General features: G+C 49.7%; 21 protein-coding genes. 17 read left to right on the plus strand and 4 right to left on the minus strand.

All coding sequences use genetic code 11. From position 1 onward, the window contains the following. The first annotated feature begins 283 nt into the window (after positions 1–283). Positions 284–1099 carry a bifunctional DNA-formamidopyrimidine glycosylase/DNA-(apurinic or apyrimidinic site) lyase gene (gene mutM, locus B3K78_RS11310; protein WP_286695543.1) on the plus strand — a complete coding sequence of 272 codons (816 nt, stop codon included), beginning with the start codon at positions 284–286 and terminating at the stop codon, positions 1097–1099. Positions 1100–1495: 396 nt separating this feature from the next. On the opposite strand, the gene ggt is transcribed toward mutM, so the two are convergent. After that, complete coding sequence (gene ggt, locus B3K78_RS11315; protein WP_286695544.1) at positions 1496–3235, minus strand: gamma-glutamyltransferase; 1740 nt, start codon at positions 3233–3235, stop codon at positions 1496–1498. Between the two features lie 248 nt (positions 3236–3483). Here ggt and B3K78_RS11320 point away from each other — a divergent pair, with 248 nt between their 5' ends. The 3 genes from B3K78_RS11320 to B3K78_RS11330 all read left to right on the plus strand — a co-directional run bounded on the left by B3K78_RS11320 (position 3484) and on the right by B3K78_RS11330 (position 4580). Continuing rightward, on the plus strand, positions 3484–3774 hold the full coding sequence (locus B3K78_RS11320) for a GIY-YIG nuclease family protein (protein WP_286695545.1): 291 nt from the start codon (positions 3484–3486) through the stop codon (positions 3772–3774). 67 nt (positions 3775–3841) lie between these two features. After that, complete coding sequence (coaD, locus tag B3K78_RS11325; protein ID WP_286695546.1) at positions 3842–4324, plus strand: pantetheine-phosphate adenylyltransferase; 483 nt, start codon at positions 3842–3844, stop codon at positions 4322–4324. Between the two features lie 10 nt (positions 4325–4334). Beyond that, entirely contained in the window at positions 4335–4580 is a 246-nt protein-coding gene (locus B3K78_RS11330; protein WP_286695547.1) for a YfhL family 4Fe-4S dicluster ferredoxin, read from the plus strand. Between the two features lie 954 nt (positions 4581–5534). On the opposite strand, the gene B3K78_RS11335 is transcribed toward B3K78_RS11330, so the two are convergent. From B3K78_RS11335 to B3K78_RS11345, 3 genes are all read right to left on the minus strand, one after another. Next, positions 5535–7778 (minus strand): polysaccharide biosynthesis tyrosine autokinase, encoded by a 2244-nt coding sequence (locus tag B3K78_RS11335; RefSeq protein ID WP_286695548.1) that lies wholly within the window; start codon positions 7776–7778, stop codon positions 5535–5537. Positions 7779–7854: 76 nt separating this feature from the next. Beyond that, positions 7855–8994, minus strand: coding sequence for a polysaccharide export protein (locus B3K78_RS11340; RefSeq protein ID WP_286695549.1), 1140 nt, complete (start codon positions 8992–8994; stop codon positions 7855–7857). Positions 8995–9084: 90 nt separating this feature from the next. Further along, the gene (locus B3K78_RS11345; RefSeq protein ID WP_286695550.1) at positions 9085–10578 is read right to left on the minus strand and encodes a capsule assembly Wzi family protein; all 1494 of its coding nucleotides are present in this window, start codon (positions 10576–10578) and stop codon (positions 9085–9087) included. 1179 nt (positions 10579–11757) lie between these two features. Between B3K78_RS11345 and B3K78_RS11350 the strand changes: the two genes are divergently transcribed. From B3K78_RS11350 to B3K78_RS11410, 13 genes are read left to right on the plus strand one after another with little or no spacing between them, the layout of a single operon-like run. After that, positions 11758–13140 carry an undecaprenyl-phosphate glucose phosphotransferase gene (locus B3K78_RS11350; protein WP_286695551.1) on the plus strand — a complete coding sequence of 461 codons (1383 nt, stop codon included), beginning with the start codon at positions 11758–11760 and terminating at the stop codon, positions 13138–13140. Positions 13141–13145: 5 nt separating this feature from the next. Beyond that, positions 13146–13976, plus strand: coding sequence for an SMP-30/gluconolactonase/LRE family protein (locus B3K78_RS11355; RefSeq protein ID WP_286695552.1), 831 nt, complete (start codon positions 13146–13148; stop codon positions 13974–13976). Between the two features lie 12 nt (positions 13977–13988). Further along, complete coding sequence (locus B3K78_RS11360) at positions 13989–14939, plus strand: glycosyltransferase family 2 protein (protein WP_286695553.1); 951 nt, start codon at positions 13989–13991, stop codon at positions 14937–14939. Next, positions 14893–15570 carry an acylneuraminate cytidylyltransferase family protein gene (locus B3K78_RS11365; protein ID WP_286695554.1) on the plus strand — a complete coding sequence of 226 codons (678 nt, stop codon included), beginning with the start codon at positions 14893–14895 and terminating at the stop codon, positions 15568–15570. Before B3K78_RS11360 ends, B3K78_RS11365 begins: the two co-directional genes overlap by 47 nt. A gap of 11 nt (positions 15571–15581) precedes the next feature. Next, complete coding sequence (locus tag B3K78_RS11370) at positions 15582–16514, plus strand: phosphoglycerate dehydrogenase (RefSeq protein WP_286695555.1); 933 nt, start codon at positions 15582–15584, stop codon at positions 16512–16514. Next, positions 16511–17263, plus strand: coding sequence for an SDR family NAD(P)-dependent oxidoreductase (locus B3K78_RS11375; protein ID WP_286695556.1), 753 nt, complete (start codon positions 16511–16513; stop codon positions 17261–17263). Before B3K78_RS11370 ends, B3K78_RS11375 begins: the two co-directional genes overlap by 4 nt. A gap of 19 nt (positions 17264–17282) precedes the next feature. Next, entirely contained in the window at positions 17283–18659 is a 1377-nt protein-coding gene (locus B3K78_RS11380) for a hypothetical protein (RefSeq protein WP_286695557.1), read from the plus strand. Beyond that, entirely contained in the window at positions 18656–19951 is a 1296-nt protein-coding gene (locus B3K78_RS11385) for an O-antigen ligase family protein (RefSeq protein ID WP_286695558.1), read from the plus strand. The genes B3K78_RS11380 and B3K78_RS11385 overlap by 4 nt, the downstream gene beginning before the upstream one ends. Continuing rightward, on the plus strand, positions 19938–20762 hold the full coding sequence (locus B3K78_RS11390; RefSeq protein WP_286695559.1) for a 6-hydroxymethylpterin diphosphokinase MptE-like protein: 825 nt from the start codon (positions 19938–19940) through the stop codon (positions 20760–20762). Before B3K78_RS11385 ends, B3K78_RS11390 begins: the two co-directional genes overlap by 14 nt. Beyond that, positions 20759–21481 carry a WecB/TagA/CpsF family glycosyltransferase gene (locus tag B3K78_RS11395; RefSeq protein WP_286695560.1) on the plus strand — a complete coding sequence of 241 codons (723 nt, stop codon included), beginning with the start codon at positions 20759–20761 and terminating at the stop codon, positions 21479–21481. Before B3K78_RS11390 ends, B3K78_RS11395 begins: the two co-directional genes overlap by 4 nt. Before the next feature lie 14 nt (positions 21482–21495). After that, positions 21496–22614 carry a GDP-mannose 4,6-dehydratase gene (gene gmd / locus B3K78_RS11400; protein ID WP_286695561.1) on the plus strand — a complete coding sequence of 373 codons (1119 nt, stop codon included), beginning with the start codon at positions 21496–21498 and terminating at the stop codon, positions 22612–22614. An 11-nt stretch (positions 22615–22625) separates the two neighbouring features. Continuing rightward, positions 22626–23585 (plus strand): GDP-L-fucose synthase, encoded by a 960-nt coding sequence (gene fcl / locus B3K78_RS11405; protein WP_286695562.1) that lies wholly within the window; start codon positions 22626–22628, stop codon positions 23583–23585. Then, complete coding sequence (locus B3K78_RS11410) at positions 23585–24061, plus strand: GDP-mannose mannosyl hydrolase (RefSeq protein WP_286695563.1); 477 nt, start codon at positions 23585–23587, stop codon at positions 24059–24061. The genes fcl and B3K78_RS11410 overlap by 1 nt, the downstream gene beginning before the upstream one ends. The last annotated feature ends 37 nt before the right edge of the window (positions 24062–24098 follow it).

A 24098-nucleotide genomic window follows, 5' to 3' on the forward strand; every position in this document is an offset into this window, starting at 1 on the left:
CGGCTTCAGCGCCATAAGTCATTATTGGATAGCGCAGGTCAGGCACCTTCCTACAAGGTATGAGGCACGGACCATGTGGTGTGCTGGAACAAAGCGGTGTTTTTGTAGGAGCCCGCCTGAGGGCGACCAGAACGAACGGTAGGGGTTGGATTAATCGCGGTCAGGCCCGCTCCTACACTGCGTAAAGCACGCTGTTAGTCGCGAAGGTTCGGAGCGCGAAACCTCAAAAGATCATCAGCAATATTTTCGGTAGAATTGGCCCACGCAAATACGAGGTAGCGCTGTGCCAGAACTTCCAGAGGTCGAAACGGTATGCCGGGGCATTCGCCCCCACTTACAGGGGCGAGTTTTCACCCAGGCAACGGTGCGTCAACCGCAACTGCGCTGGCCGGTGCCCGACAACCTTAATGAATTACTGCGCAACCAAACGGTTCACAGCGTGAATCGACGGGCGAAGTACGTACTGGTCGAACTGGATCAGGGCAGTCTCATGGTGCATTTGGGTATGTCTGGGCGTTTGTATTTTGTGCCAGCCGGAACGCCTGCAGCCAAGCACGATCACGTGGATTTTGCCCTCGACAGCGGCCAGCTGCTTCGCTACACCGACCCCCGCCGCTTTGGCGCGGTGTTGTGGCTTGGCGGCGAAGCCTCAGAACACCATTTACTTTCGCACCTGGGCCCCGAGCCGCTGTCCGAGGATTTTAATGCAGGCTACCTATTTAGCCGAGCAAAGGGGCGTAAGGTTCCGGTGAAAACCCTGCTGATGGACGGCAGGGTGGTTGTCGGCGTGGGTAACATCTACGCCAATGAAGCACTGTTCATGGCCGGTATACGGCCGGACCGCGAGGCAGGCAGTATCAGCAAAGCGCGCTACCAGCGCCTGGTCATGTGCGTAAAGCAAGTGCTGGAGAAAGCCATTGCCCAAGGTGGCACTACCTTGAAAGATTTTGTGGGCGGGGATGGCCGCCCCGGCTACTTTAAACAAGAACTGCTAGTGTACGGCCGCGCGGGCTTACCCTGCCCAACCTGCGCAGGGGCGCTAAAAGAAATCCGCCAGGCCCAGCGCAGTACCGTTTTTTGCTCACGCTGCCAGCGCTAGCCGCGAGCAGTGCGAGACCTGCCTGATTGCGTAGCGTGTTTTCGTAGGAGCCCGCCTGAGGGCGACCAGAACGAACGCTAGGGATTGGAGTCAATCGCGGTCAGGCCCGCTCCTACGTGCCTGACTACCTAGCGTGTTTTCGTAGGCGCGACTTACCCAAAGCACTCCCTGCGGTCGCGGGGCACGCTGTTATACAGGGTATGAGGCACGGATCAGGTTGTGTGCTGGAACCGGGCGGTGTTTTTCGTAGGACAGTGTGGCCCGCGAGTGGAGCGAGTGCTGTGGCCAGCCCGCCTGAGGGCGACCAGAACGAACGCTAGGGATTGGAATCAATCGCGGTCAGGCCCGCTCCTACAAAACCCTCGGCTGGTTTATCGCGCGAGCCATAATGACGACTTAAAACCCGGCAATACTGCCCTCGCGCCGGGGGTCGGCACCGCCCAGTAAGCCCTGCTCGGTAAGGTGAATAACATGCAGACCGCTGGTTTGGTCGCGCAGTGTTACGGGGTGGCCTCTGCCGCGCATCCTTGCCACCGTGGCGGGGTCGGCTTTGCCGCTTTCCATCTCCACGCCACGCCCCATGGCAATGATGTGACCTTCGGCGATGGCCTCGCCCACGGGCATATTGAGCGCAAGGATGCGGTACAGGCTAGCCGCAACATAGTCGATAATACGCGCTCCACCGGGGCTACCCAGCGCCAAAACAGGTTCCTGGTTTTTAAACACAATGGTGGGAGCCATAGACGAGCGTGGCCGTTTACCAGCGGCAACACGGTTGGCAACCAGTGCCCCGTCATTGCTCAGCGGCGAGAATGAAAAGTCCGTGAGCTGATTGTTCAGTAGAAAACCCCCTACCATCACGCGGGACCCGAAAGCAGTTTCAATGCTGCTGGTCATACTCACCACATTTCCCCAGCGGTCAACAATGCTGAAATGGGTGGTGGAGGGGAGTTCAGGCGACGAGGCCGAGCGGCGTTTGGGGGCTGCTGCCGGGTTGCCGGGCTTCACGTCTGCGAGGACGGTGGCGTTATCGATCAGCGTTGCGCGCTGGCGCAGGTAGTCGCTGTCTACCATTGCTTGGCTGGGTACCTCGACAAAGGCTGGGTCGCCCACGTAGTGGTTGCGGTCGGCGAAGGCCAAGCGCGAGGCCTCAATAAAACCGTGCTGCCAATCGGCGCGCAAGCCCATGCGTTGTTCGTATGCGTCTAGCATTCCCAGAATGGCCAGTACCGTGGTTGCCCCTGACGACGGCGGCGGTGCGCCACATACCGAGTACTCCCGGAAGGGCGCGCACAGTGCGTCGCGCTTAATCGCACGGTAATTCGCCATGTCTTGCAGGGTGAGCTCACCGGCACTATTTGGGTCATTGCGAACGGCATCGACAATGGCCTGGGCGAGCTTGCCGCGATAAAAATCCTCGCTGCCGTGTTTTTGTATGCGACCTAGTGTCGCAGCGTAAGCGGGGTTCTTCAGTACATGCCCCACTGGCTTAGGCTGCCAACCGCCGTCTGCGCGCGTAAAAAAGTAGCGTTGAATATAGGGGTTTACGGCCACCTTCGGCATTCGCTCAAGTAAAATATGCAGGCGTTCTGATACTGCAAAACCCTGCTTGGCAAGGCGAATTGCTGGCTCAAACAGTGTCGCCCAAGGCAGTTTGCCATGAGCGCGATGGGCAGATTCCAGCATTGCCAATACGCCGGGTACGCCCACCGAGCGGCCGCCAATCACGGCGTCGAAAAAACGCATGGGCGTGCCATCGGCCTGTAAAAAATACGTGTCGTTGGCGGTGGCTGGCGCGGTTTCCCTGCCGTCCCAACTCTCCAGCACCCCGCGCTGTGCCTGCCAATGAAGCATAAAGGCACCGCCGCCAATGCCAGACGACTGCGGTTCAACCAAGCCGAGCACCAATTGCGCCGCAATGGCCGCGTCGACCGCGGAGCCACCTTTTTGCAGCACCCATTTCGCGGCGTCACTGGCATGAGGGTTCGCGGTAACCGCCATGGCGGTTTGGTATCGCGCCGACTTAATTTGGCCGAAGCCGCTCGCTGCTTCCGGAACAATAAGGGGGTCGCTGGCGTGAGCGAACATGCCCAGGCATAACCAAAGCAATGTCAGCAAGGTTTTGTGCGCTTTCAACAAATTATCCTCCAGTACCGCGGTGGGAAATGCTCGCCGTGGGCCAGTGTAGCGCAAACCCAGTGGTGGCCTCACAATTTTGTCAAGGGGTGACATAGCGCGCGAGCTTTGTTTATGATCAGTTTCACTTGCGGTACCGAACCGTTATCGCGCGCCAGGAATTGGTGTCGGTATCCAGGGAAGGAAACGAGATCGGTACAACCATAACAATAAGACGCAAACGATAGCGACCTAGGGAAGGGATTACGATGTTAGAACAGCTCCCCGCTGTGTATATTTTAGCGAACCGAGAAAGTGGCAGCCTGCACAGTGGTGTTGCCGCCAATTTACGACAACACCTCCATGACTATCGCCAGGCCTTGGGCGACATTCGCAAAGAGGTATTCGAGCTCGTGTATTTTGAGCTTTTTGAAGACCTCGAACAGGCCTATATGCGAGAGAAACAAATTAAGGAATACTCCCACCGCCGCAAAACCGCCTTAATCGACAGTATTAACCCCAAGTGGGACGATCTGTACCAGACCGGGGAAGAAGCCTGAGCGCCGCGCTTGTTCGTATTCGGTGAATTCGATACCATCTGCCGCCTTAATTGCAATCCGGTGACTTATGAAACGCATCGTATACCCAGGTACTTTCGACCCGATCACCCGCGGTCATATCGATCTGGTAGAGCGCGCCAGCAAACTGTTCGACACCGTTGTGCTCGCTGTCGCGAACAGCGAGAAAAAGCAGCCGATGTTCGCCTTGCAAGAGCGCATGGAACTGTGTGCCGAAGCGCTTTCCCACTTGCCGAATATCGAAGTGTGCAGCTTCACCGGACTGACCGTGGAACTGGCGCAAGAGCAAAACTGCCACAGTATTTTGCGCGGCGTACGTACCGTGGCTGACTACGAGTACGAACTGCAGTTAGCCAACATGAACCGCGCGCTGGCACCGAATCTGGAAACCGTATTCCTGACCCCTGGTGAGTCCCTCTCTTACGTCTCCTCCTCACTGCTGCGCGAAATTGCCAGCATGGGCGGCGACGTTTCACGTTTCGTGCCCGACAACGTCATGGTGGCACTCAACGCCCGCTTCTCACGCAAGTAACGGCAATAGCATGGCACTGCTGATCACCGACGAATGCATCAACTGCGACGTATGCGAGCCAGAGTGCCCTAACGAAGCGATCTATATGGGCGAGGAAATCTACGAAATCGATCCCGCCCGCTGCACCGAATGCGTCGGCCACTTCGACGAACCCCAATGCCAGCAAGTCTGCCCCGTAGACTGCATTCCCCTCGACCCCAACCACATCGAAACTGAAGAACAACTCCTCGCCAAATACCAGAAATTGACCGATTGAGTAGAACTGGTCGCGGTCAGGCCCGCTCCTACGGTTGGCGTACATTTTGGTGTAGGGCATCGTGTCCCTTGTAGGAGCCCGCCTGAGGGCGACCGGAACGAACGGTAGCGTGTGGAATCAATCTCGGTCAGGCCCAATAAAACTGCGAATTACAATGGTTTCATAGCGGCCCTAAAGGCAGGTTTTCAACAAAACTGCTAATTTATAAAAAATGCCTGACACAAGGACGTGCTCATGCCGAAAAAAATATCGCGTGGTTATGCGCTACGAACGGGACGGCGCTCAATAATGGGCCAAACCTACATGGTCACAACGGTGACGTGGCAGCGACAAAGTCTCTTCCACAACCTCCAGCTAGGTCGTTGCGTTTCACGATCAATCTGTTCGTCACCGTACGCACATACTTTGGCCCATGTTGTAATGCCTGACCACTTTCACTGGCTTTTTGAGCTAAAAGATCGAAGCCTTTCAGAAGTCGTTCAGCGAGTTAAAACCAGATAAATCACACTCTAAATTGCCCCTCAGCAAAAATCTGGCAACCCGGTTTCTATGATCACGCCTCGCGCCGCGACGAAGACCTGCGCGCAGCGGCGCGATATATCATTGCCAACCCACTTCGCGCAGGATTGGTTGACGATCTTGGTCAATATGCGCTGTGGGACGCGGTGTATTTATAGTTTAGGGGGGCGCGGTCAGGCCCGTTAACCAAACCATTCCCTGCGGTCATGGGGCACGCTGTCCTACACGAACGGCGAACGTGGGGTGAATATAGGGTGGGTAGTGTGGCCCCTAGTAGGACAGCGTGGCCCGCGAGCAGAGCGAGTGCTGTGGCCAGCCCGCCCGAAGGCGACCGAAACGAATGGCACGGATGGGATTTTGGTCGCGGTCAGGCCCGCTCCTACGGTGATAATTCGCGGCTACGGCCTACAAAACGCAGGCCGTGCCACGCCTATACTACTTATCCGACTTGTATTCGTAGTGGTAGTAACCATACCCGTAGCCGTAGCCATAACCCGACGCACGGCGCTCTACGGCGTTAAGGACAACGCCCTTCACGGTAATGCCGTTTTGTTCGAAGCGCTGTTTAGTCACTTCCAGCTCTTTAATTGGGTTCAGGCCAAAGCGGGCAACGATCATGGTCACACCACACTGGCGACCCACAATGGCGGCATCGGTAACGGCCATAATTGGCGGGGTATCGACAATAACCAAGTCAAACTGTTCTTTTACTTCATTGAGCAGATCAGTCAGTTGTTGGCTCATTAGCAATTCCGACGGGTTGGGAGGAATCACCCCACGAGGCATGACAAACAGCTCGCCAACGCGTGTCGGTTTTATCGCTTCTTGAACGCTAATGCGCTTGCCCAATACGTCGCTCACACCGTTATCTGGCTGCATGCCAAACATCTTGTGCATATAGCCTTTGCGAAGGTCCATATCGATCAGTAGTACGCGCTGACCGGCCTGAGCAACTACCGCCGCAAGGTTACCCGAAACAAACGACTTACCCACATTGGGGCTGGGGCCGGAGATCATCATCACATTGTTTTCAGCTTCCAGCATGGCAAAGTGCAGGCTGGTGCGCAGGTTGCGCAGGCTTTCTACAGCGATATCGGTCGGGTTTTTGTGGGCCAGCAAGTCGTGTGGGTGCTGGTTCTTCTGTTTCTTGCGAATGGCTTGACGACGTTTGCCCGCACCATCGAGCTTACGCTGCTCATCGGAAAGCGGAATGCTGGTATATACCGGCAGGCCAATAGCCTCGATGTCATCGGGGTTTTCAACACCCCGATTCAGCGCTGAGCGCACCAATACCAAGGCTACGGAGAGAAATCCGCCCAGAAGCGTGGCAATCGCCACAATCAGAGCTTTTTTGGGTTTAACGGGCTCTTCAACATCGACCGCGGCATCATCAACTACTCTCACGTTCCCGACAGTTCCCGCGCGAATAATGTCCAATTCTTGGATGCTGTTCAGCAGCTGTGTATAGATTTCGGTCCCGACTTCTAGGTCGCGTTTCAGCCCTAGCAATTCCTGCTGTGTACCAGGCAAGCCCTTTATACGCTTGTCCATCTGGTTTTTGCGCGATTGAAGCTCCGCCATTTGGTCGCGCCAAGCTTGGTAGTTCGGGTGATCGCGGGTATACAGTCTGTCCAGTTCTGCTTGCTTTAATTGAAGCTCAGAGATGCTGGTCTCAATTTCTACAACTTGTTCAAGCAACGCCTCAGCTTCTGCACTAATATTTACCGACCCTGCTTTGACCTGATAGCTATTAAATTCTGCCTCTGCTTTCTCCAGATCTTTTTTGATAATAGGCAATTGCTTACGGAGAAACTCTAAACTCTTCGATGCCTCTGCAGATTGGCGCTCTACGTTTTGGCGAACATAGAACTGCGAAATAGTGTTAAGTATATCCTCGGCAAACTCCGGCGACTTATGTTCAAAAGCCAGGGCAATGATGCCGGAGTCTTTACCGCGTTCCGAAGCGCCTAGCTCCTCTTGCAGCTCAATAATAGCGCTAAGGCGGCGGTGCTTAATTACGCTGAAGCGAGTTCCTGGCCTGCCGTTCAATGATTGCACGTAAATACTGAAACCGGATTCAACACGCTTTTCACCGGTTCTACCTTCCAGTATCGGGGTTCCCTTTGGCCCAAATAATTGGTAGCTGCCACTTTCTTTAGCGATCAGCTCCAGCTCTTCGCCATAGAAGGCGTCAGGTACATCCAACTCAGTAATTGCTAGCTTCTCGCCTCCCCAGGCATATTGATCCAGTCCTAAAATAGGCGTGGCGAGTTCACCGTCCTCACCTTTAAACTTCCTCGCAATGGCGCTGCCCAATATTGGTGCGTATACCGGTTCGGCTTCGATCGCTAGGTGCAGTTTATCTACGGTAGAGCCGACAACACTTCGGCTCTTAATAAGCTCTATTTCTGTAACGGCTTCAGATTCACTGCCGAGCATTTCAGTAATGTCGCTCATGCCGGGCAGACCGGGCTGCTTTTCTTCTACCTGTATAATTGCTGTGGCTTGGTATATCGGCGTAGCGAGAAGCGCGTAGGCTACACCCAAAATTGTAAATACAGATGTAATGGCGATGATCAGGTTTTTGTTGTCCCAAAGGGTGCCGATCAGAGCCAACAGGTCTATTTCATCGTCAGTGCTCGAAGACTGAGGCGGCGCAGTCGGTGATTGTGTACTCATGTAATAATTTCCAGCGAGCTCAGCGTCATGCTGATAGTGTTTAAACGTTTCTTTCTATCTAGATGTCTATTGAGTATCAGTTGTTGTTATCACCCAAATCGTCGATAACACCCACAGCCGAAACGCTCGGCAGCAACTGGCTCAAGAAGCGGTTCCAACGCGTGATCGGCGCGGGTGACACATACACAATATCGCGTGGCGACAGCGTGAACTTATCAGCCAGCATAAAGCCAACGGCAGAGGCTGCGTTTAGGTGGTAGATGGTGGCGTTATAAACGGGCATGCCGTCTTCGTCGCGGCTTACCCCGGTGTTGCGCAGCACGTATATACCGCGGCCGTCGGCGCGGTTTTCATTAATGCCATTGGCGCTGGCCAGTGCCTCAGCCAGGCTGGTGCCTGTGCGGGACATAAGAATGCCCTGCGGCCGGTTAACTTCGCCGAGTACAAAGACTTTGTCGGCGTCATTGCGTGGCACGTGAATCAGGTCGCCGTGTTGCAGCAGCAGGTTTTCACTCCAGGCGCCGGTTTCATAGAGCGAGCGCAGCGAGATGCTCTGGGTTTCACCATTGCGCGTTAGTTGAATGTCGCCCCACGAGGCGTTGTTGGCGAGGCCGCCCAACTGCTCAATGGCGTCGATCAGTGTGAGCGGAATTTTGGTGACTGGCACAACGCCGGGCTGACGAACTGCGCCACTCACGTAAACGCGCTGGCTTCTGAAATCGGCCACGCGCACATCGACTTGCGGGCGCTTAATTACCGAGGCCAGCTTTTGTTCCAACTGCACCTTAATTTCGGCAGTTGTCAGGCCATTCACTTGCAGCTCGCCGGCATAGGGGTAGAACACCGTACCGTCGGCCTTCACCTCGTTCCCGCCCTCAGCGGCGGTGCGGAAGGAACCCGCAGGAATCGTTAGTTCGGGGTGTTCCCACACGGTAATGGTCAGCACATCGCCGGGGCCAACGCGGTATTGGTAGTCGTTAAGTTGCTGCTCCAAGTCACTGCTCAGCGTTGCTTGGCGAGCGGCGGGGGCGTTCATATTGGCGAGCAGGGTCGCGTTAATGGGAATGTAGCGAATCTCGGTTTCGGCGGGGGGGTAATCCTCTGGGGTATCGTCAAACCACACCGAGTTCATGCGGCTCATATTACTGCCCGGTACTACCGTGCATGCTGCGCAGCTCAGCACCAATGCGCTGGCAAGCAAATTTTTCACTTTCATTCCCTAACCCTTGCTTACACCGCTGGCCCCGTGCTGCCAGCTAGTCCATAAATAATGTTTTAATTTTCTGTACGAGTCGTATCGTCGCGATTACCAGCGATAGCGCGCTTCTATGAAGGCGCTCTCAATGCCATGGTCGTAGTTATACAGTTGCAGGCCATCATCCACTTTGATGTAGCCCACTTCGGCGTTCAAGCCACCAAATTGCTGGCTGTAACTAATTTCCAAGGTATTGCCTTCACCCTGGCTGCGAGAGGCGGGTGAGCCCTTTCGGCCGCCGCCATCAATATTTAAGGCAACATCGGAGTAGCGCAATGACCAACGGCTACCGTCCGGCAGCATCCAGTCCACGCCGAGAGTATCCAGCTCGCTGTCGTTGTCGATACTGGCACCAATGGCGCGGCCCTTGTAGCGGTAGCCATTCTTGTAAATGGCATGTTCATACACGTAGTTACTGCGCTCATCGCCAATTAATGCGCCCGCTGTGGTTTGGGTGCGCTCTAAAAACCAGTGCAGGCGGTGCTTTTCAATTGCAAATAAGCCATTCAGGCCCACTACATGGGTTAAGCGAGAGGGTTGGTAGCCGCTTTCATCTTCGCCAATATGCTGGATGTAAGCGCCTTGATTGCCCCAAGGCGTCGCCCACAGCACCTTTACATCAAAACCGGCCAGCTGATTGCCCGGCTCATTTTCCTGGGTAAGTCCGCCGTCCCCGCGGTTGTCATTACCCAGCATAAGATCCTTAAAACTGGAAAAGTTCTCATCGCGGCCATCGCCACCCCACTGGGCGGTGCGGCTGGCAGCAATTTCCAGCCACTGTGCGGGCTTAACCGCTACACGCATTCCTAATAATTTTGCGCCGGGTACCGCGCGTTCGCCTTCCAGCTGGCCAGCAAAGGCCTGCAGTTGCCAAGGGCCAAGCCAGCTCAACAGCGGCGTTTCAAACTCATGGGCGCGGTTGCGTTGCAGGCTAATGCCTGGAACCGGCCGCGCATTGTTGGAAAGCAACAAACTGCTCTGCCAGCCGGCGCCCCACCAGCGGTCAATGGCGCCCAGCGTTACGCCCCAATTGCCAAAGGCCCGTGCAAGATAGCTGCCATCTAACCGGCGGTGTTCGCGCGGCGCATCGGGAATGTCATAGCTGAGGCGCAACTCGCCTGCCCAACTGCTGCTCATAAATTCAGCGGAAACAGCGCCGTATTCGGGGGCATTGTTGCTGTCGCCGAAGCCGGTTAAAAATCGGCGCTCCTGCTCGCTGTGAGCAAGTTCAATACTGGCGCTAAAGGGTTTGCGCTCCTGCTCAAAGCGGGCTAACAAAGCGTCCAGTGCCTGGCGTTCCAGCGCACTAATATTGCGGGCTTGGGCACGCTTCAGGTCAGGTAAAATACTGCCCCACATCAGTGGCCATTGAGTGGTTGGTGCGGTAATAATGCCGGTGCTGGAAAGCAACTCAATATGGTGGCGCAAATCCAGCTCGTTTGGCCCAATCCAAGGCTTTGCGCTGGCAATAGAAGGCGCCATAGCACTGGCGGCCAGTAAACAGGCAGACAAAGAAAACGCTTTACACCGCTGGCCAATCAACATGCCTTGGAATTCCATCCTTTTTAGAAATTACGCGAACACCCCACGCCGCTGTTCACAACGCCAATATTCCGAACAGGCGAATGCGCCGCAATCATACGCGTGACGTAACAAGAAGGACAAGGATCATGCCAACGAACTGTGACAATGTCACGACATTGCCAATATCGCCCCATAGCCACCCTGCATGCCCCTAGTTTTCGTAGGGCAGCGTGCCCCATGACCGTAGGGAGTGTCTTGGGTAGCGGGCCTGACCGCGACCGAAGTGTCCGGGAGCTGTTGTAGGAGCGGTTTACCCAAGACACTCCCTGCGGTCGCGGGGCACGCAGTTAACCGCGAATGATGTATCTGAGGGATTCCAGTAGGGCTGCGTACCCATGTCCGCGACCACACTTTACATCGGCCAACCCTCAGCGCATTCACGCCCGCACCAAAACAACCCGCCCAACAACTCAGTGCACCAACCCAGTGCTGCTTCCCTGGGTCGGCGCGCCCGAGGCGTTGTAGGACGGTGTGCCTCGCGACATTGTAGGAGCGGTTTTAATCGCGAATGACGAATACAAGGGCTTTTGTAGGACGCCGAGCCCGATACCGAAGAGAATGTCTTGGGCAGAAGGCCGTGCCACGGCCTTTGTCCCTGCGCTATGCCTGCGCGCCTCCAATGCTGCCGTTCTATACCCCCGGACCCTCTCAACACTCCACACAAATTAACCAAACCGTAGCATTTCGCTGTCACACTACGCGCCGTAACAAAGCGAGCTCGGCAAACCGGGTGCTCAGTCAACGTTGGCGTAAAACCTGCATCATAACGCGATGCCAGGCGCAGGGTGGGGCGGTGAGCTTCGCACCTCTGCGCCGCGCCAATCTTGTCACTATGTCATCTTGTTAGAGATTTGAGGTTGGCTTTTGCACTGATGTGGCGCAAAATAACGCCCCCTTCCAATGTGTTCAAGTAAGAAAGCTGGTTTTCGAGGTGTAAGTAAACGCCCGATTGTGGTGTGAGAAATATCCCCCGGCTAATGGAGGTAGTGCACTTGGCAAAGGGCGCCAGCACGTTAAACACCGAGCATACATTTATGTTAGCGGCCAGCGATATCAAGCGAGGGAATTGCTGTGAATACTAACCCAGTTCAAGCGTCCGGATCCGTCCGGCACGGAGGCTTCATTCGTCAGCATCATTCAATGCTGGTTGCCATGCATCAGCTATTTGATGTCTTGCTAACGTGGGGGCTTCTTGCGGCATTCGTCTACATTGCGGGTTACACGTGGGATGTGCCTCAGCAAATGGCGGCTTTCCTTACGTCCATTTGTTTCCATATCTTGGCAAATAAAAACGGCCTCTACCTTTCGTGGCGTGGCCACTCCTTATTCGGTGAGGTGCGAGCTGTTTTCCTCACCTGGACGCTGGTTATTGGCGTATTGCTGACCATCGTTTTCCTATTCGATATGACCGAACGCTACAGTGGTGGCGTGATGGTGGCGTGGGCGATTGCCGTGCCTGTATCCATCAGCTTTTATCGTGTTTCTGCGCGCATCATCATGCGCGAGTTCCGTCGAGTGGGGGTAAACACTCGCCGTATCGCCATAGTAGGAGCCAAAGAGCCAGGCTTAAGTTTGGCGCGCAGCATTCTCGGCAGCCCGTGGATGGGCATAGATATCTCTGGTTTCTACGACAACCGCGTGAGTATCGGTAGCCATCCACTGCCGGAAGAAAAGGGTGGTGAAAAGTTGCAGGTCATCGGTAATATCGATGCCTTAAAGCAAGAAGCTCGTGCAGGCAGTGTTGACGATATATACATTGCACTGCCCATGCGTGAAGAAGAAACCATCAAAGAATTGGTGGAAGAACTTTCCAACAGCTCATGCTGTGTGCACGTAGTGCCGGACCTATTCACCTTTAAAATGCTAAATGCTCGCAGTCGCGAGATTGGTGGTTTGCCGGTTGTTAGCGTATATGATACGCCATTTGACTCCTTCGATTCAGCAGTAAAGCGTATTGAGGATGTAGTGCTTAGCTCCATCATCTTATGCTTAATTGCAATCCCTATGCTCATTATTGCGGCAGCGGTTAAGTTCACTTCGCCCGGCCCTATTATCTTCAAGCAGCGCCGTTACGGTATCAATGGTGAAGAAATTGAAGTTTGGAAATTCCGCAGTATGACCACTTGCGATAACGGTGATGTGGTGAAGCAGGCTACCAAGGGCGATGCGCGTGTCACAAAAGTGGGCGCATTTATCCGTAAAACATCATTAGATGAACTTCCCCAATTCATAAATGTCCTTCAAGGCTCCATGAGCATTGTTGGCCCTCGTCCTCATGCTGTGGCTCACAACGAGCTCTATCGCGACAAAATTGATGGCTATATGCAGCGCCACTTAGTTAAGCCAGGTATTACTGGATGGGCGCAAATAAATGGTTGGCGTGGTGAAACAGATACGCTGGAGAAAATGGAAAAAAGAGTTGAGTTTGATTTGGAGTACATTTCTCGGTGGTCAATATGGTTTGACGTCAAAATCGTCTTTATGACTCTATTCAAAGGGTTTGCAAGCTCGACTGCATACTAGTAGCAATGAATATATTTGTCCTTGATGAAACCCAATGTGTTCTTGGGGAATCTGCCTTTTGGAATAACGAAAGGCAGTCATATCTCTGGCTAGATATCTTGAAGAGGTGCCTTTACGAAAAGAGGCGTGAGAGGCTTGATTGCCATGACTTTGACTTCACGCCATCGGCGATACTCAGGAATGAAGATGCAGCTTGTATTACGCTAGTTAGCGATGCGGGTATTGTAAAATATCATCTTGATAGCCGCCGTATTTTGGAGCTTCTACCAATAGCGCTTGAGCCCGGCTTTCGAACCAACGATGCGGGATCGGATCCACAGGGGCGAGTGGTGTTTGGCTCAATGGAGTGGGAGCCGACGGGGAGGCATGGTGAGATATATAGGCTCGAAAAAGATGGCAGCTTAAGGAAGCTCCTTTCGAACGTAGGTATACCTAATACATTCTTATGGTCAAGTTGCGGAAAAAAAATCTATTTTGCTGATTCATATTTGCAAGAGATGTATGTGGCTGACTATCGTGAAAATGAGATTGCGAATATAAAGCTATTATTCCGCTCTAACGGCGATGCGACTCCCGATGGATCATGTCAGGGGGAGGTGGGAATGTTTAATGCTGAATGGGATGGGGCAAGAGTGGCGCTGAGGTCTTTTGATGATGGGCGTGTGCTATCGGAGTTGCCATTAAAAGCGTTGCGGCCGACGAGTTGTGCCGTTGCGGGCGATAAAATGGATGAGCTGCTTATAACCACAGCATCCGATGGGATGGACGATCAGCAAATGGCGGCGTTCCCGCTTTCAGGAAAAACGCTGATAGCTTGCTTAAAATCAGTTGGGTAGGAGTTTGTTGGAATGCGAAAAATCGCGAGCGTTGTTATACGTACGCTTAATGAAGAGCGATATCTAGAAGAATTGCTGCAGTCTATCCGTGCCCAGGAGACCGAAAAATATGAAGTGGAAGTTGTAATTGTAGATTCAGGGTCGACTGATCGGACGCTTGAAATTGCTAACAAGTATCAATGCAGGATCACCCATATTAAAAAGCAGGAGTTCACATTTGGCCGCTCGCTGAATATAGGCTGTGAGTTTGCGAGAGGGGATTTTCTGCTCTTTGTGAGCGGCCACTGTATACCTGCTTCGGTATCCTGGCTTGAGAATTTAATTTCCCCTTTGGACGAAGGCGTTGCCGATTATAGCTACGGCATGCAAGTTGCCAGAGATACGACGAAATTTTCAGAGAATGAATTATTTTCGAAATTCTACCCCACATATTCAAAGTCACCTCAAAATGGCTATTTCTGTAATAACGCAAATGCCGCAGTTACGCGGGAAGCGTGGGAGAAGTACAAATTTAATGAGGAGTTGACGGGGTTAGAGGATATGTACCTGGCTAAGCAGCTCGTCGAACAGGGCGGAAGAGTATCCTATATGTCTGACGCGCCGGTTTATCATATTCACGACGAATCTTGGGGGCAGTTGCGAATCCGCTATGAACGGGAGGCCTATGCCTTGCAGCGAATAGAGCCGGGCGTACATTTTCACCTCTCAGATTTCTTTCGATTTTTTTGGGCAGGGGTATTTCAAGATATGGCATCAGCTATTGACAAAAAATGCCTTTTTCAAGAGCTCGGCTCGATATTCTTATTCCGGCTAATGCAGTATTGGGGAACTTATAAAGGCAACCATCAGCATAGAAAAGCTTCTCAAGAAATGAAATTTAGATATTTTTATCCGAAAGATGTGGAAAGTAAGCACTATGAGCAAAAAAAAGATAGTCGCCTTGTTGCCCATGAAGGCAAATAGCGAAAGAGTAAAAGGAAAAAATTTCAGGCCGCTTGCAGGAAAGCCCCTCTTTCAATGGATACTCGATGCACTGCTCTCTGTTGATGATGTCTCATGCGTGGTTATTAACACCGATGCGAAAGAGATTCTCATGGAAAATGGGCTGATTGAATCAGATCGCGTAATTATCAGGCAGAGAAAGCCGGAGCTGTGCGGTGATTTCGTATCGATGAACCTTATTTTAGCTGATGATATTGAGGCCGTTGAGGCGGATGCGTACTTGATGACCCATACAACTAATCCGTTGATTTCATCGGAAACAATTGAGCGCGCGCTACGAGCATACGAGAGTGGCTTCCCAAACTACGACTCGCTGTTTTCCGTGAATAAAATACAAACCCGGTTTTATCGTGAAGATATGAGTCCTGTTAATCACAACCCAGACGAGCTAGTTAGGACTCAAGATCTAGAACCCTGGTTTGAGGAGAATTCGTGTTTATACGTTTTTAATAGAGAATCCTTCTCGAAAACAAACGCTAGAATTGGAAAAGCTCCCCAGCTATTTGTCACGCCGCCACTTGAGTCCATTGATATCGATGAGCCAGAAGACTGGGCGATGGCTGAAGCAGTTGCTATCTATACATCTAATTAAGTAGGTAAGCCATGAAGATATTGGTTACATGTCCACCCATGCTGGGTATGAAGGAACAATTTATTCCCCTATTGGAGTCTATAGGTTTTGAAGCAGTTTGCCCTGAAGTGACCCAGACCCTATCAGTCGAGGAGCTAATAGAATTGGTTCCTACTGTTGATGGCTGGATTATTGGCGATGACCCAGCAACAGCAGAAGTATTTAAGGCTGGTAAGGGTGGGCGTTTAAAGGCGGCAGTTAAATGGGGGATTGGTGTAGACAATGTTGACTTCGATGCTTGCCGTGAGCTGGGTATACCTATCACAAATACGCCGAATATGTTCGGAGCAGAGGTGGCGGATGTAGCATTAGGTTACGTTATTGCTCTTGCCAGAGAGACGTTTGCCATTGATCGGGGGATTCGAGAAGGGCACTGGCCTAAAAATCGAGGTATATCGTTAGAAAATAAAACTGTAGGCGTAGTTGGTTTCGGCGATATCGGTTCGAATGCGGTGAAACGTCTTAATGCTTGTGGTATGAAGTCAATAGTTTGGGACCCAGGTGTGAAAAAGATAGACCCCAAAGTCGCCTCTCTTAAGGCATGGCCTGACGGGGTTGAAGAGTGTGACTTCATCGTATTCACCTGTGCGTTAAACAAGCATAACCATCACATGTTTAACGCAAGCGTTATCAATAAATGCAAACCGGGTGCGCGTATAGTTAACGTAGCGCGAGGTCCCTTGATCGACCAGGCCGCGCTGGAATGCTCGCTTCAAAATGGATTGATTCATTCGGCGGCGCTGGATGTGTTTGAAGTAGAACCACTTCCTCATAATAGCTACTTGCGAAAGCACCCATTGTGCATACTGGGGTCACACAATAGCTCGAATACGATAGATGCTGTAGAAAAAACTAATTCCAGAGCGATTGGCCACTTGGCAGATTTTTTGGGTGCCGAGGCATGAAGAAAGCGGTATTGATAACAGGTACAAATGGAGGTGTCGGGCGAGCTCTGAAATATAAATTTTCAACTGAAGGCTATGCTGTAATAGGTGTAGATAAAGATGAAGACTTTGCTGGCTGTGATCACTTTATAAAGTCCGATTTTATCGAATTAGCCGCATGTCAGAAGTCTCAGGCTAGATTAATAGAAGAGCTATCAGGCACCATATCGGCTTATCAGTTGGAGGGCGTAGTTAATAACTCAGCCTTACAAATAATTAAGGCGGTTGAGGAGTTAACGGTTCTAGATATACAGAAGTCCCTAAGTGTTAACTTAATAGCTCCTTTCGTGATTTCTAAGTTTTGCCTACCTTTTTTGGAGGAATCCAGTGGTGTAATCATCAATATTGGAAGTATACATGCCAGCCTGACAAAAAAAGGCTTCGTCGCATATTCCATGTCCAAAGGCGCTCTAGAGGTAATGACAAAGTCGTTGGCAGTCGAGGTTGGAGAGCGAGTCAAGGTAAATATGATTGCCCCCGCAGCATTGGATACAGATATGTTGCGGGCTGGTTTTAAGCTGGACATGGGTCAGTACGAAAAGTTGGCAAGATACCATCCTGTGGGCAATGTTGGCAGCCCCAATGAATTGGCTTTGTTTGTTTATAGATTGGTGAGCGACAAGTTGGGATTTTTGAATGGTTCCGTCATTGACTTTTCCGGCGGAATTCGATCGTGCTTATCGGACCCTTCTTGTGAAGTGCCTTTGTAGATATAACGATAAATGCATCATGAAATACTTGAGCTCGCCTTTTTTAATGACGGCATTCAATCTGGTTGCTAGATCGCTATTCCTGATTTTTCTAACGCCGGTGCTAAGTCTTGGGTTGGCTGAGGAGCAGTTGCTCTATTGGGCGTTTCTCGTATCGTGCTTCATGATTCAAGGGTTGCTTGACTTCGGTTTCTCCCAAACCTTTATAAGGCTTATCAGTGGCGCTCGGAGTGGTGTGGCGCTGTCGGCTATTTTGGGAAATAGGGCGTCAGGCTCTCGTAGAAGTGATAGAGGAGGCGGGCTGATCAAAGCGGCTGCAGGGCGGGCTTATTTGGCGTTGTCGATTCTGCTATTCGTTTTGATTTGTATCTTCGGATGGTGGGGGTTTGTTAGTTACCCAGAATACTATCAAGACAAAGAGCAAAAAATGCTTGTGTTTATGATCATGCTCGCTTTTGCACCTTTGAATTTGTTGATGCTCAAAAACTTCGTTTTGATGTGCGGAGATGGTCAGGTGGCTAAGGCGAACCTGATAAGCGCGTCAGTTCTAGTTGTATCATTTTTGGCTGTAATAATATTAACTCTATTAGGCGAGGCAAGTTTGCCTAGTATATGCCTGTTGTATCAGGGTGGGGTCTTTATTTCATTGCTGATTATGAGGGAAAGAAGGGAGAAAAAAAATAGCTGCCGGAAAAAGGATGTAAATATAGTTTTTTTCCGTGTCCTAAAAATTTCGGTCCAGTCTGGAATCGGTATATTTTTTTCTTTGATATTTTATCAGGCTGTTGGAATATATTTCTCCACAAACCTCCCGCTTTCGCAGGGGTTGACTGTAATATATTTAATGCAAATAGCTAGGGCTATAGCCTCATTTTCACAGGCTGTATTCTATTCTCGAATACCGGATATTTCCCAGAGGTTTTATTCTTCTGGTCCAAAGCAGGCCATGGAATTTGGTATGAAAATGGCCTTTAAAATGCAGTTGCTCTTTGGTTTAGCATCCATTGCCTCTATTTTTGTATATGAAGTGTATGAAAGTGCAGTAGTAAAAAATGTGTTCGAGCCTCGTATGTGGCTTTTGTTGTGTGCTTGTGTTTCGTTAGAGCGTGCAATTGGAGTGCTTATGCAAATGTATTCTATGACAAACCACATACTGTGGCATAGGTATAATTCAATGGTCGCATTTGTAACAGCTATTCCAATCTATGTCTTTGGTAGCTTTTATAGTTTTCTGATGGGCTATGCGTTCGCAATAATTCTATGTAACTTTCTAATTTTGCATCCACGTGCTTCATCTGTCTATGGATCTTTGAGGGGGTACTATTTAAAGGTTTGTATTTATCCGTCCTCTATCTATTTGTTGATTTTCGGTATAATGGGCATGGTCGGATTTTGAAAATTCTTTTAGTCATTTGGGCGTTCTCTCTTATATCTGTATTCCAGATGCATAATTTATTTTTGGGATATGGCAAGGTTTTTCCTATATCTGTAATAGTTGCTGTCTCGATTGCTTTGGCTATAGTTGGTAATGGGCGACTAGTTAGATATAAGGGTGTCGCTGGCGTCATCTTTGGTCTATATCTTTTTGTTTCAATCGTTTCCTATATTAGGTCGCCTTCATACTACCTCAATGGCATTGTGTTTTTGGTGATGATTTTAAGCATAATTGTTGGTGTGGGTGTATGGGGGCGCCACGCTGTTCGTCATCATATTTCTTCTATGGGGGTGGCTAAGTTTATAATTTCACCCCTATTGTTTTACGTTTGTATATCCCTTTTTCTGTATGCAGCTGGCATAAAAGGAAGTTGGAGCGAAAATTTGCTGGAGGACTACAGCTCCGGTGGAGCGCAGTTGTTGGGGGTTTTCGGTGTTCAGGTGGAGCGCGTTAAATTTTATCTGTCAAATGGTGTAAATGCTTTCGCTCCAGTAGCGGGGCTCTTGGCTGTAATGGGTTTTACCGGGCTAACCTTGGGCGGTAAAGAGGGTAGGGCTTTCTATTTCGCGTGTTTTCTTTTCGGAGGAGTTGCGCTGCTTTTGGTGGATGGTAGAGGCGCAATTGTTTACGGCATTCTTTCCTATCTTATGGTGATGTTGGCGGGGAAAAATCCGCGAATTTCGAGCATGTTCGTTATTTTATGCCCATTATTAGCCCCCTTTCTAATTATCGCAGTAGGGCTTGTTGTTGAGTACCAATTATTGCCAGGTCTCGTTAGAGGTGAGAATGACGTCACCTTAAATTCACGCGGTGTAATATGGGCTTTGGCGGTCTCCAAATTTGATTTTCTATCAATAAATTCATTGATTGGATATGGGTATGAGGGGCATAGGGTTGTGGGTTTGGGTAGCTCCTTCGCCAGGTATTTCGAAAATGACCTAAATGCAAAGAACCTGAGCATGCACAACTCTTATCTTCATATATTGTATGACGTAGGGTTTCTCGGCTTGGCTTGTTTTCTGATGATGTTTCGTTTAATTGTTGTTGGCGTCGTAAGAGTCAGCATGAATGGTAATGAATATAGCCTTGTAGCCAAGTTGATGCTTGTTTCGGTCTATTTTCTATTGCTATATGGAAATACCGAGGCGGTGGTTGTTGGTCGAAGCGAATTATTCTTTTATTTGTACTTTTTGATTTTTTGTTTTTTGACGATTTTTTCGCAAAAGAGAGGGGCGGGTTTTGTCAAGGGTTAAGCTGAAAGATGTTACTGTGCGAAGGGTTTTCGAAGCTCTGTCTCGCCGTTTTAGCGGGATTTTCGACATCTTAGCATGGTATGTAAATGGCTATAGAAATAATAGAATTGATGAATTACGAGGTAAGTACTCTGGGTGTGAGTGTTATATCGTGGCTAATGGGCCGTCTGTTAATAAAATTAATATGCGGTTACTTGAAGATAAATTTGTTATCGGTATGAACCGATGCTACATGATGGAAGAAAAATGGGGCTTTTTGCCTGATATTCTAGTTTGTATAAATGAGCTGGTTCTCAGTCAATTTGCGGCAGATTTCCAGGGTGTCCGCTGTAGGAAGGTTTTTTCTTGGTCTCAGCGTTCATTATTCCCCCCTATGGATGATATAGAATACGTCAATTGCTCGCTTTCAGTTACCGATGGTTTCTCTAGTGATATCAAGAAGACAGTATACTCCGGCGGTACTGTTACGTATGTGTGTCTTCAGCTGGCATATTATATGGGGTTTGAAAAAGTATATTTAATTGGGCTTGATCATAATTTCGATAGTAAGGGAGTGCCGAACAAAACCGAAGTTAGAGAGGCAGATGAGGACAAAAATCATTTCCATCCTGATTACTTTCCTAAAGGTATAAAATGGCAGCTTCCAGATCTATTAAGGAGCGAGCTGGCTTATTCGAAAGCTCGTTCGACGTTTGAGTCGTCAGGTAGAGAAATTATAGATTTAACAGTTGGTGGTAAGTGCGAGGTTTTTAAAAAAGCTGACATCAGAAGTGTTCTCGGTGAAGGTGCTGTTTTGGGGGGTGCGCGTTGAGAATTATAGGTGCCCCAGTTAGTAATTTCAGTACACATGATAGGTTTGTTGAAAATGTCGAGAAAGTTCTCGATGAAGGCGGGGGGTATGTCTGCTTCGCGAATGCTCATATGCTTGTGGAATATACGGACTCACTTTTTTTTGCGAGAGTAATGGAGTCGGCGGCAATAGTGTGCCCTGACGGTCGCCCCCTATCTATTTTGCAAAGACTTTTAGGTGTTGATTCTTGTCAGATTCGAGGGGAAGATGCGACGCTCTTGCTTTGTGGGAAGGAAGGCGTCAAAGTCGGCTTTATTGGCTCAACCCAAGATGTCCTCGCTAATCTAAAAGATAGATTACAATCAATTAATCCAACTATTAACGTGGCTTTGGCATACTCGCCCCCTTTTCGAGAGCTTTCTGATGAGGAGATTAATGCTATTGCTGTTGATGTCAACGAGCTTGGTGTCGATTATCTTTTTGTAGGACTTGGTTGCCCAAAGCAAGAAATTTTCATGTATCGCTTAGCTCCCAAAACTCAATGCGTTTTATTCGGGGTTGGAGCTGCTTTTGACTTTATATCCGGAAATAAAAAAACGGCACCTAGGCTTATTAGTCGTCTTGGGTTTGAATGGTTGTATAGGTTGCTTTCCGAGCCGAAAAGATTATTTGCTAGATATTTTTATACGAATTCAAAATTTATTTATTTGGTAATAAGAAAACATATTCTTCGTTTTTGATATTTGAGGTTTTTATGAAAAAGGCGGTTATAACCGGTGTCACTGGGCAGGATGGTTCGTATTTGGCCGAATTTCTTTTGGATAAAGGTTACGAAGTTCATGGAATAAAGCGTCGAGCCTCGTCCTTCAATTCAGAGCGGGTCGATCACATATATCAAGACCCTCATGTAGATAATCAAAATTTTATTCTTCACTATGGTGATTTGACAGATACCTCCAATCTGACTCGTATTTTGCAAGAAGTGCAGCCTGATGAAGTTTACAACCTAGGCGCTCAGTCTCATGTGGCTGTGTCGTTTGAGTCTCCTGAGTATACTGCCGATGTCGATGCTATTGGCACCCTACGTTTGTTAGAGGCGATTCGGCTTCTTGGTTTGGAGAAGAAAACGCGTTTCTATCAGGCTTCTACCTCTGAACTTTATGGCCTGGTTCAGGAGATTCCTCAAAAAGAAACGACACCGTTTTATCCACGTTCACCTTACGCAGCGGCAAAAATGTATGCATATTGGATAACTGTGAATTATCGTGAATCCTACGGCATGTATGCATGCAACGGCATTTTGTTTAACCACGAGTCACCGCGTCGCGGTGAAACATTCGTTACACGCAAGATTACCCGCGGCATTGCAAATATTGCCATGGGTCTAGAATCTTGTTTGTACCTGGGGAATATGGATGCGCTAAGGGATTGGGGGCATGCAAAGGACTACGTGCGCATGCAGTGGATGATGCTTCAGCAAAAGCAAGCGGAAGACTTTGTTATAGCTACAGGAAAGCAGATCTCCGTACGAGAGTTCGTTCGCATGTCCGCGAATGAGGCAGGAATTACACTTGAGTTTTCGGGCTCAGGCGTGGATGAAATAGCGACGGTGGTAGAGGTTGATAATGTTTTGGCGCCTGAGGTGAATAAAGGGGATGTCATTGTTCGCGTAGATCCGCGTTATTTCCGCCCGGCAGAAGTAGAGACTCTGCTCGGCGACCCTTCTAAAGCAAAGGAAAAATTAGGCTGGGAGCCGGAGATTACTGTGGAGGAAATGTGTGCGGAGATGGTGGCGGGAGATCTGGATAAAGCTAAGCGCCATGCGTTATTGAAAACACATGGATTTGACGTATCTGTAGCGCGTGAAAATTAAGGCATTCTGATATGAAGCGTATTTTTGTTGCCGGCCACAACGGTATGGTGGGGTCGGCGATCTGTAGGCAGTTAGAGGCTTTGGGTGGTTGCGAAATTCTCGTTAGGGATCGGTCTGCACTGAATTTAACTGACCAAGCCGCTGTCCACAATTTTTTTGAAAGTAATGCTATTGATCAGGTCTATTTAGCGGCTGCGAAAGTAGGCGGCATAATGGCAAACAACACTTATCCCGCTGAGTTTATTTACGAAAACCTCATGATTGAGGCGAACATAATTAATTCAGCTTATGAGTCTGGCGTTGAGCAACTGTTGTTTCTTGGCTCGTCATGTATTTATCCTAAGATGGCCGATCAGCCGATGCGCGAAGAGGCGCTGCTGACCGGCGTTTTGGAGGCGACTAATGAGCCTTATGCGATTGCAAAAATTGCGGGTATAAAGCTTTGTGAGTCATATAACCGCCAGTTCGGTGTGGATTATCGAAGCGTTATGCCAACCAATCTATACGGTGAAAATGACAATTTTCACCCAGAAAATAGCCATGTCATTCCTGCAATGATGCGACGCTTCCATGAAGCAGCACAAGATGGTGCTGAGCAGGTGGTTGTATGGGGAACCGGGAAGCCCATGAGGGAGTTTTTGCATGTAGACGATATGGCGGCGGCTTCTGTGTTCGTGATGAATCTTGATCGCGAGACTTACCAGAATAATACGAAAGAGATGCTTTCACACATAAATGTGGGTACCGGGGTTGATTGTACTATTGCTGAGTTGGCTTTTACATTGGCCAATGTAATTGGGTTTAAGGGCGAGATTGTTTTCGACACGACAAAGCCGGACGGAACTCCCAGAAAGTTAATGGATGTGTCTCGCCTAAAAGCGATGGGGTGGGAGGCTAAGACCAGTTTGCAAGAGGGTTTGGCTGAAACGTATCAGTGGTTTCTCGCTAATCAGGACAGGTTTCGTCGTTAATGTGGCTCGATGAAAAACAGTTTGAGGCAATTGTTGCCGGGGCACCTCTTGTCTCTATTGACTTGGTCATACGTGACTCTTCAAAAAAGGTGTTGCTTGGGCAACGAACCAATCGGCCGGCTAAAGGCTTTTGGTTTGTTCCGGGGGGGCGGATTATGAAGAATGAGACCATTGCGATTGCTTACGAAAGATTATTGAATGCTGAGTTAGGTATCGAAGGTGGTTCGATAGATCAAGCAAAATTTCTTGGTGTATATCAACATTTTTATGGTGATAGTGTCTTCGGTGATTCTCCACCTACGCATTATGTGGTTATAGGGTTTGAGTTGACTCTTAGTGATTTTGATATGAAGTCGTTACCTTCTGAACAACATAGCTTTTATAAATGGTATGGGGAGCCCGAACTTTTGACGAGTGATGAAGTACATGCTCATACTAAAGATTATTTTCGGGATGCTCGGAATAGCTACGTTTAATACTAGCTCCACCTATGCGGTTTAGCGATAGAAGATT

The sequence above is a fragment of the Spongiibacter sp. UBA1325 genome (assembly GCF_002306875.1).
GTDB lineage: Bacteria > Pseudomonadota > Gammaproteobacteria > Pseudomonadales > Spongiibacteraceae > Spongiibacter > Spongiibacter marinus.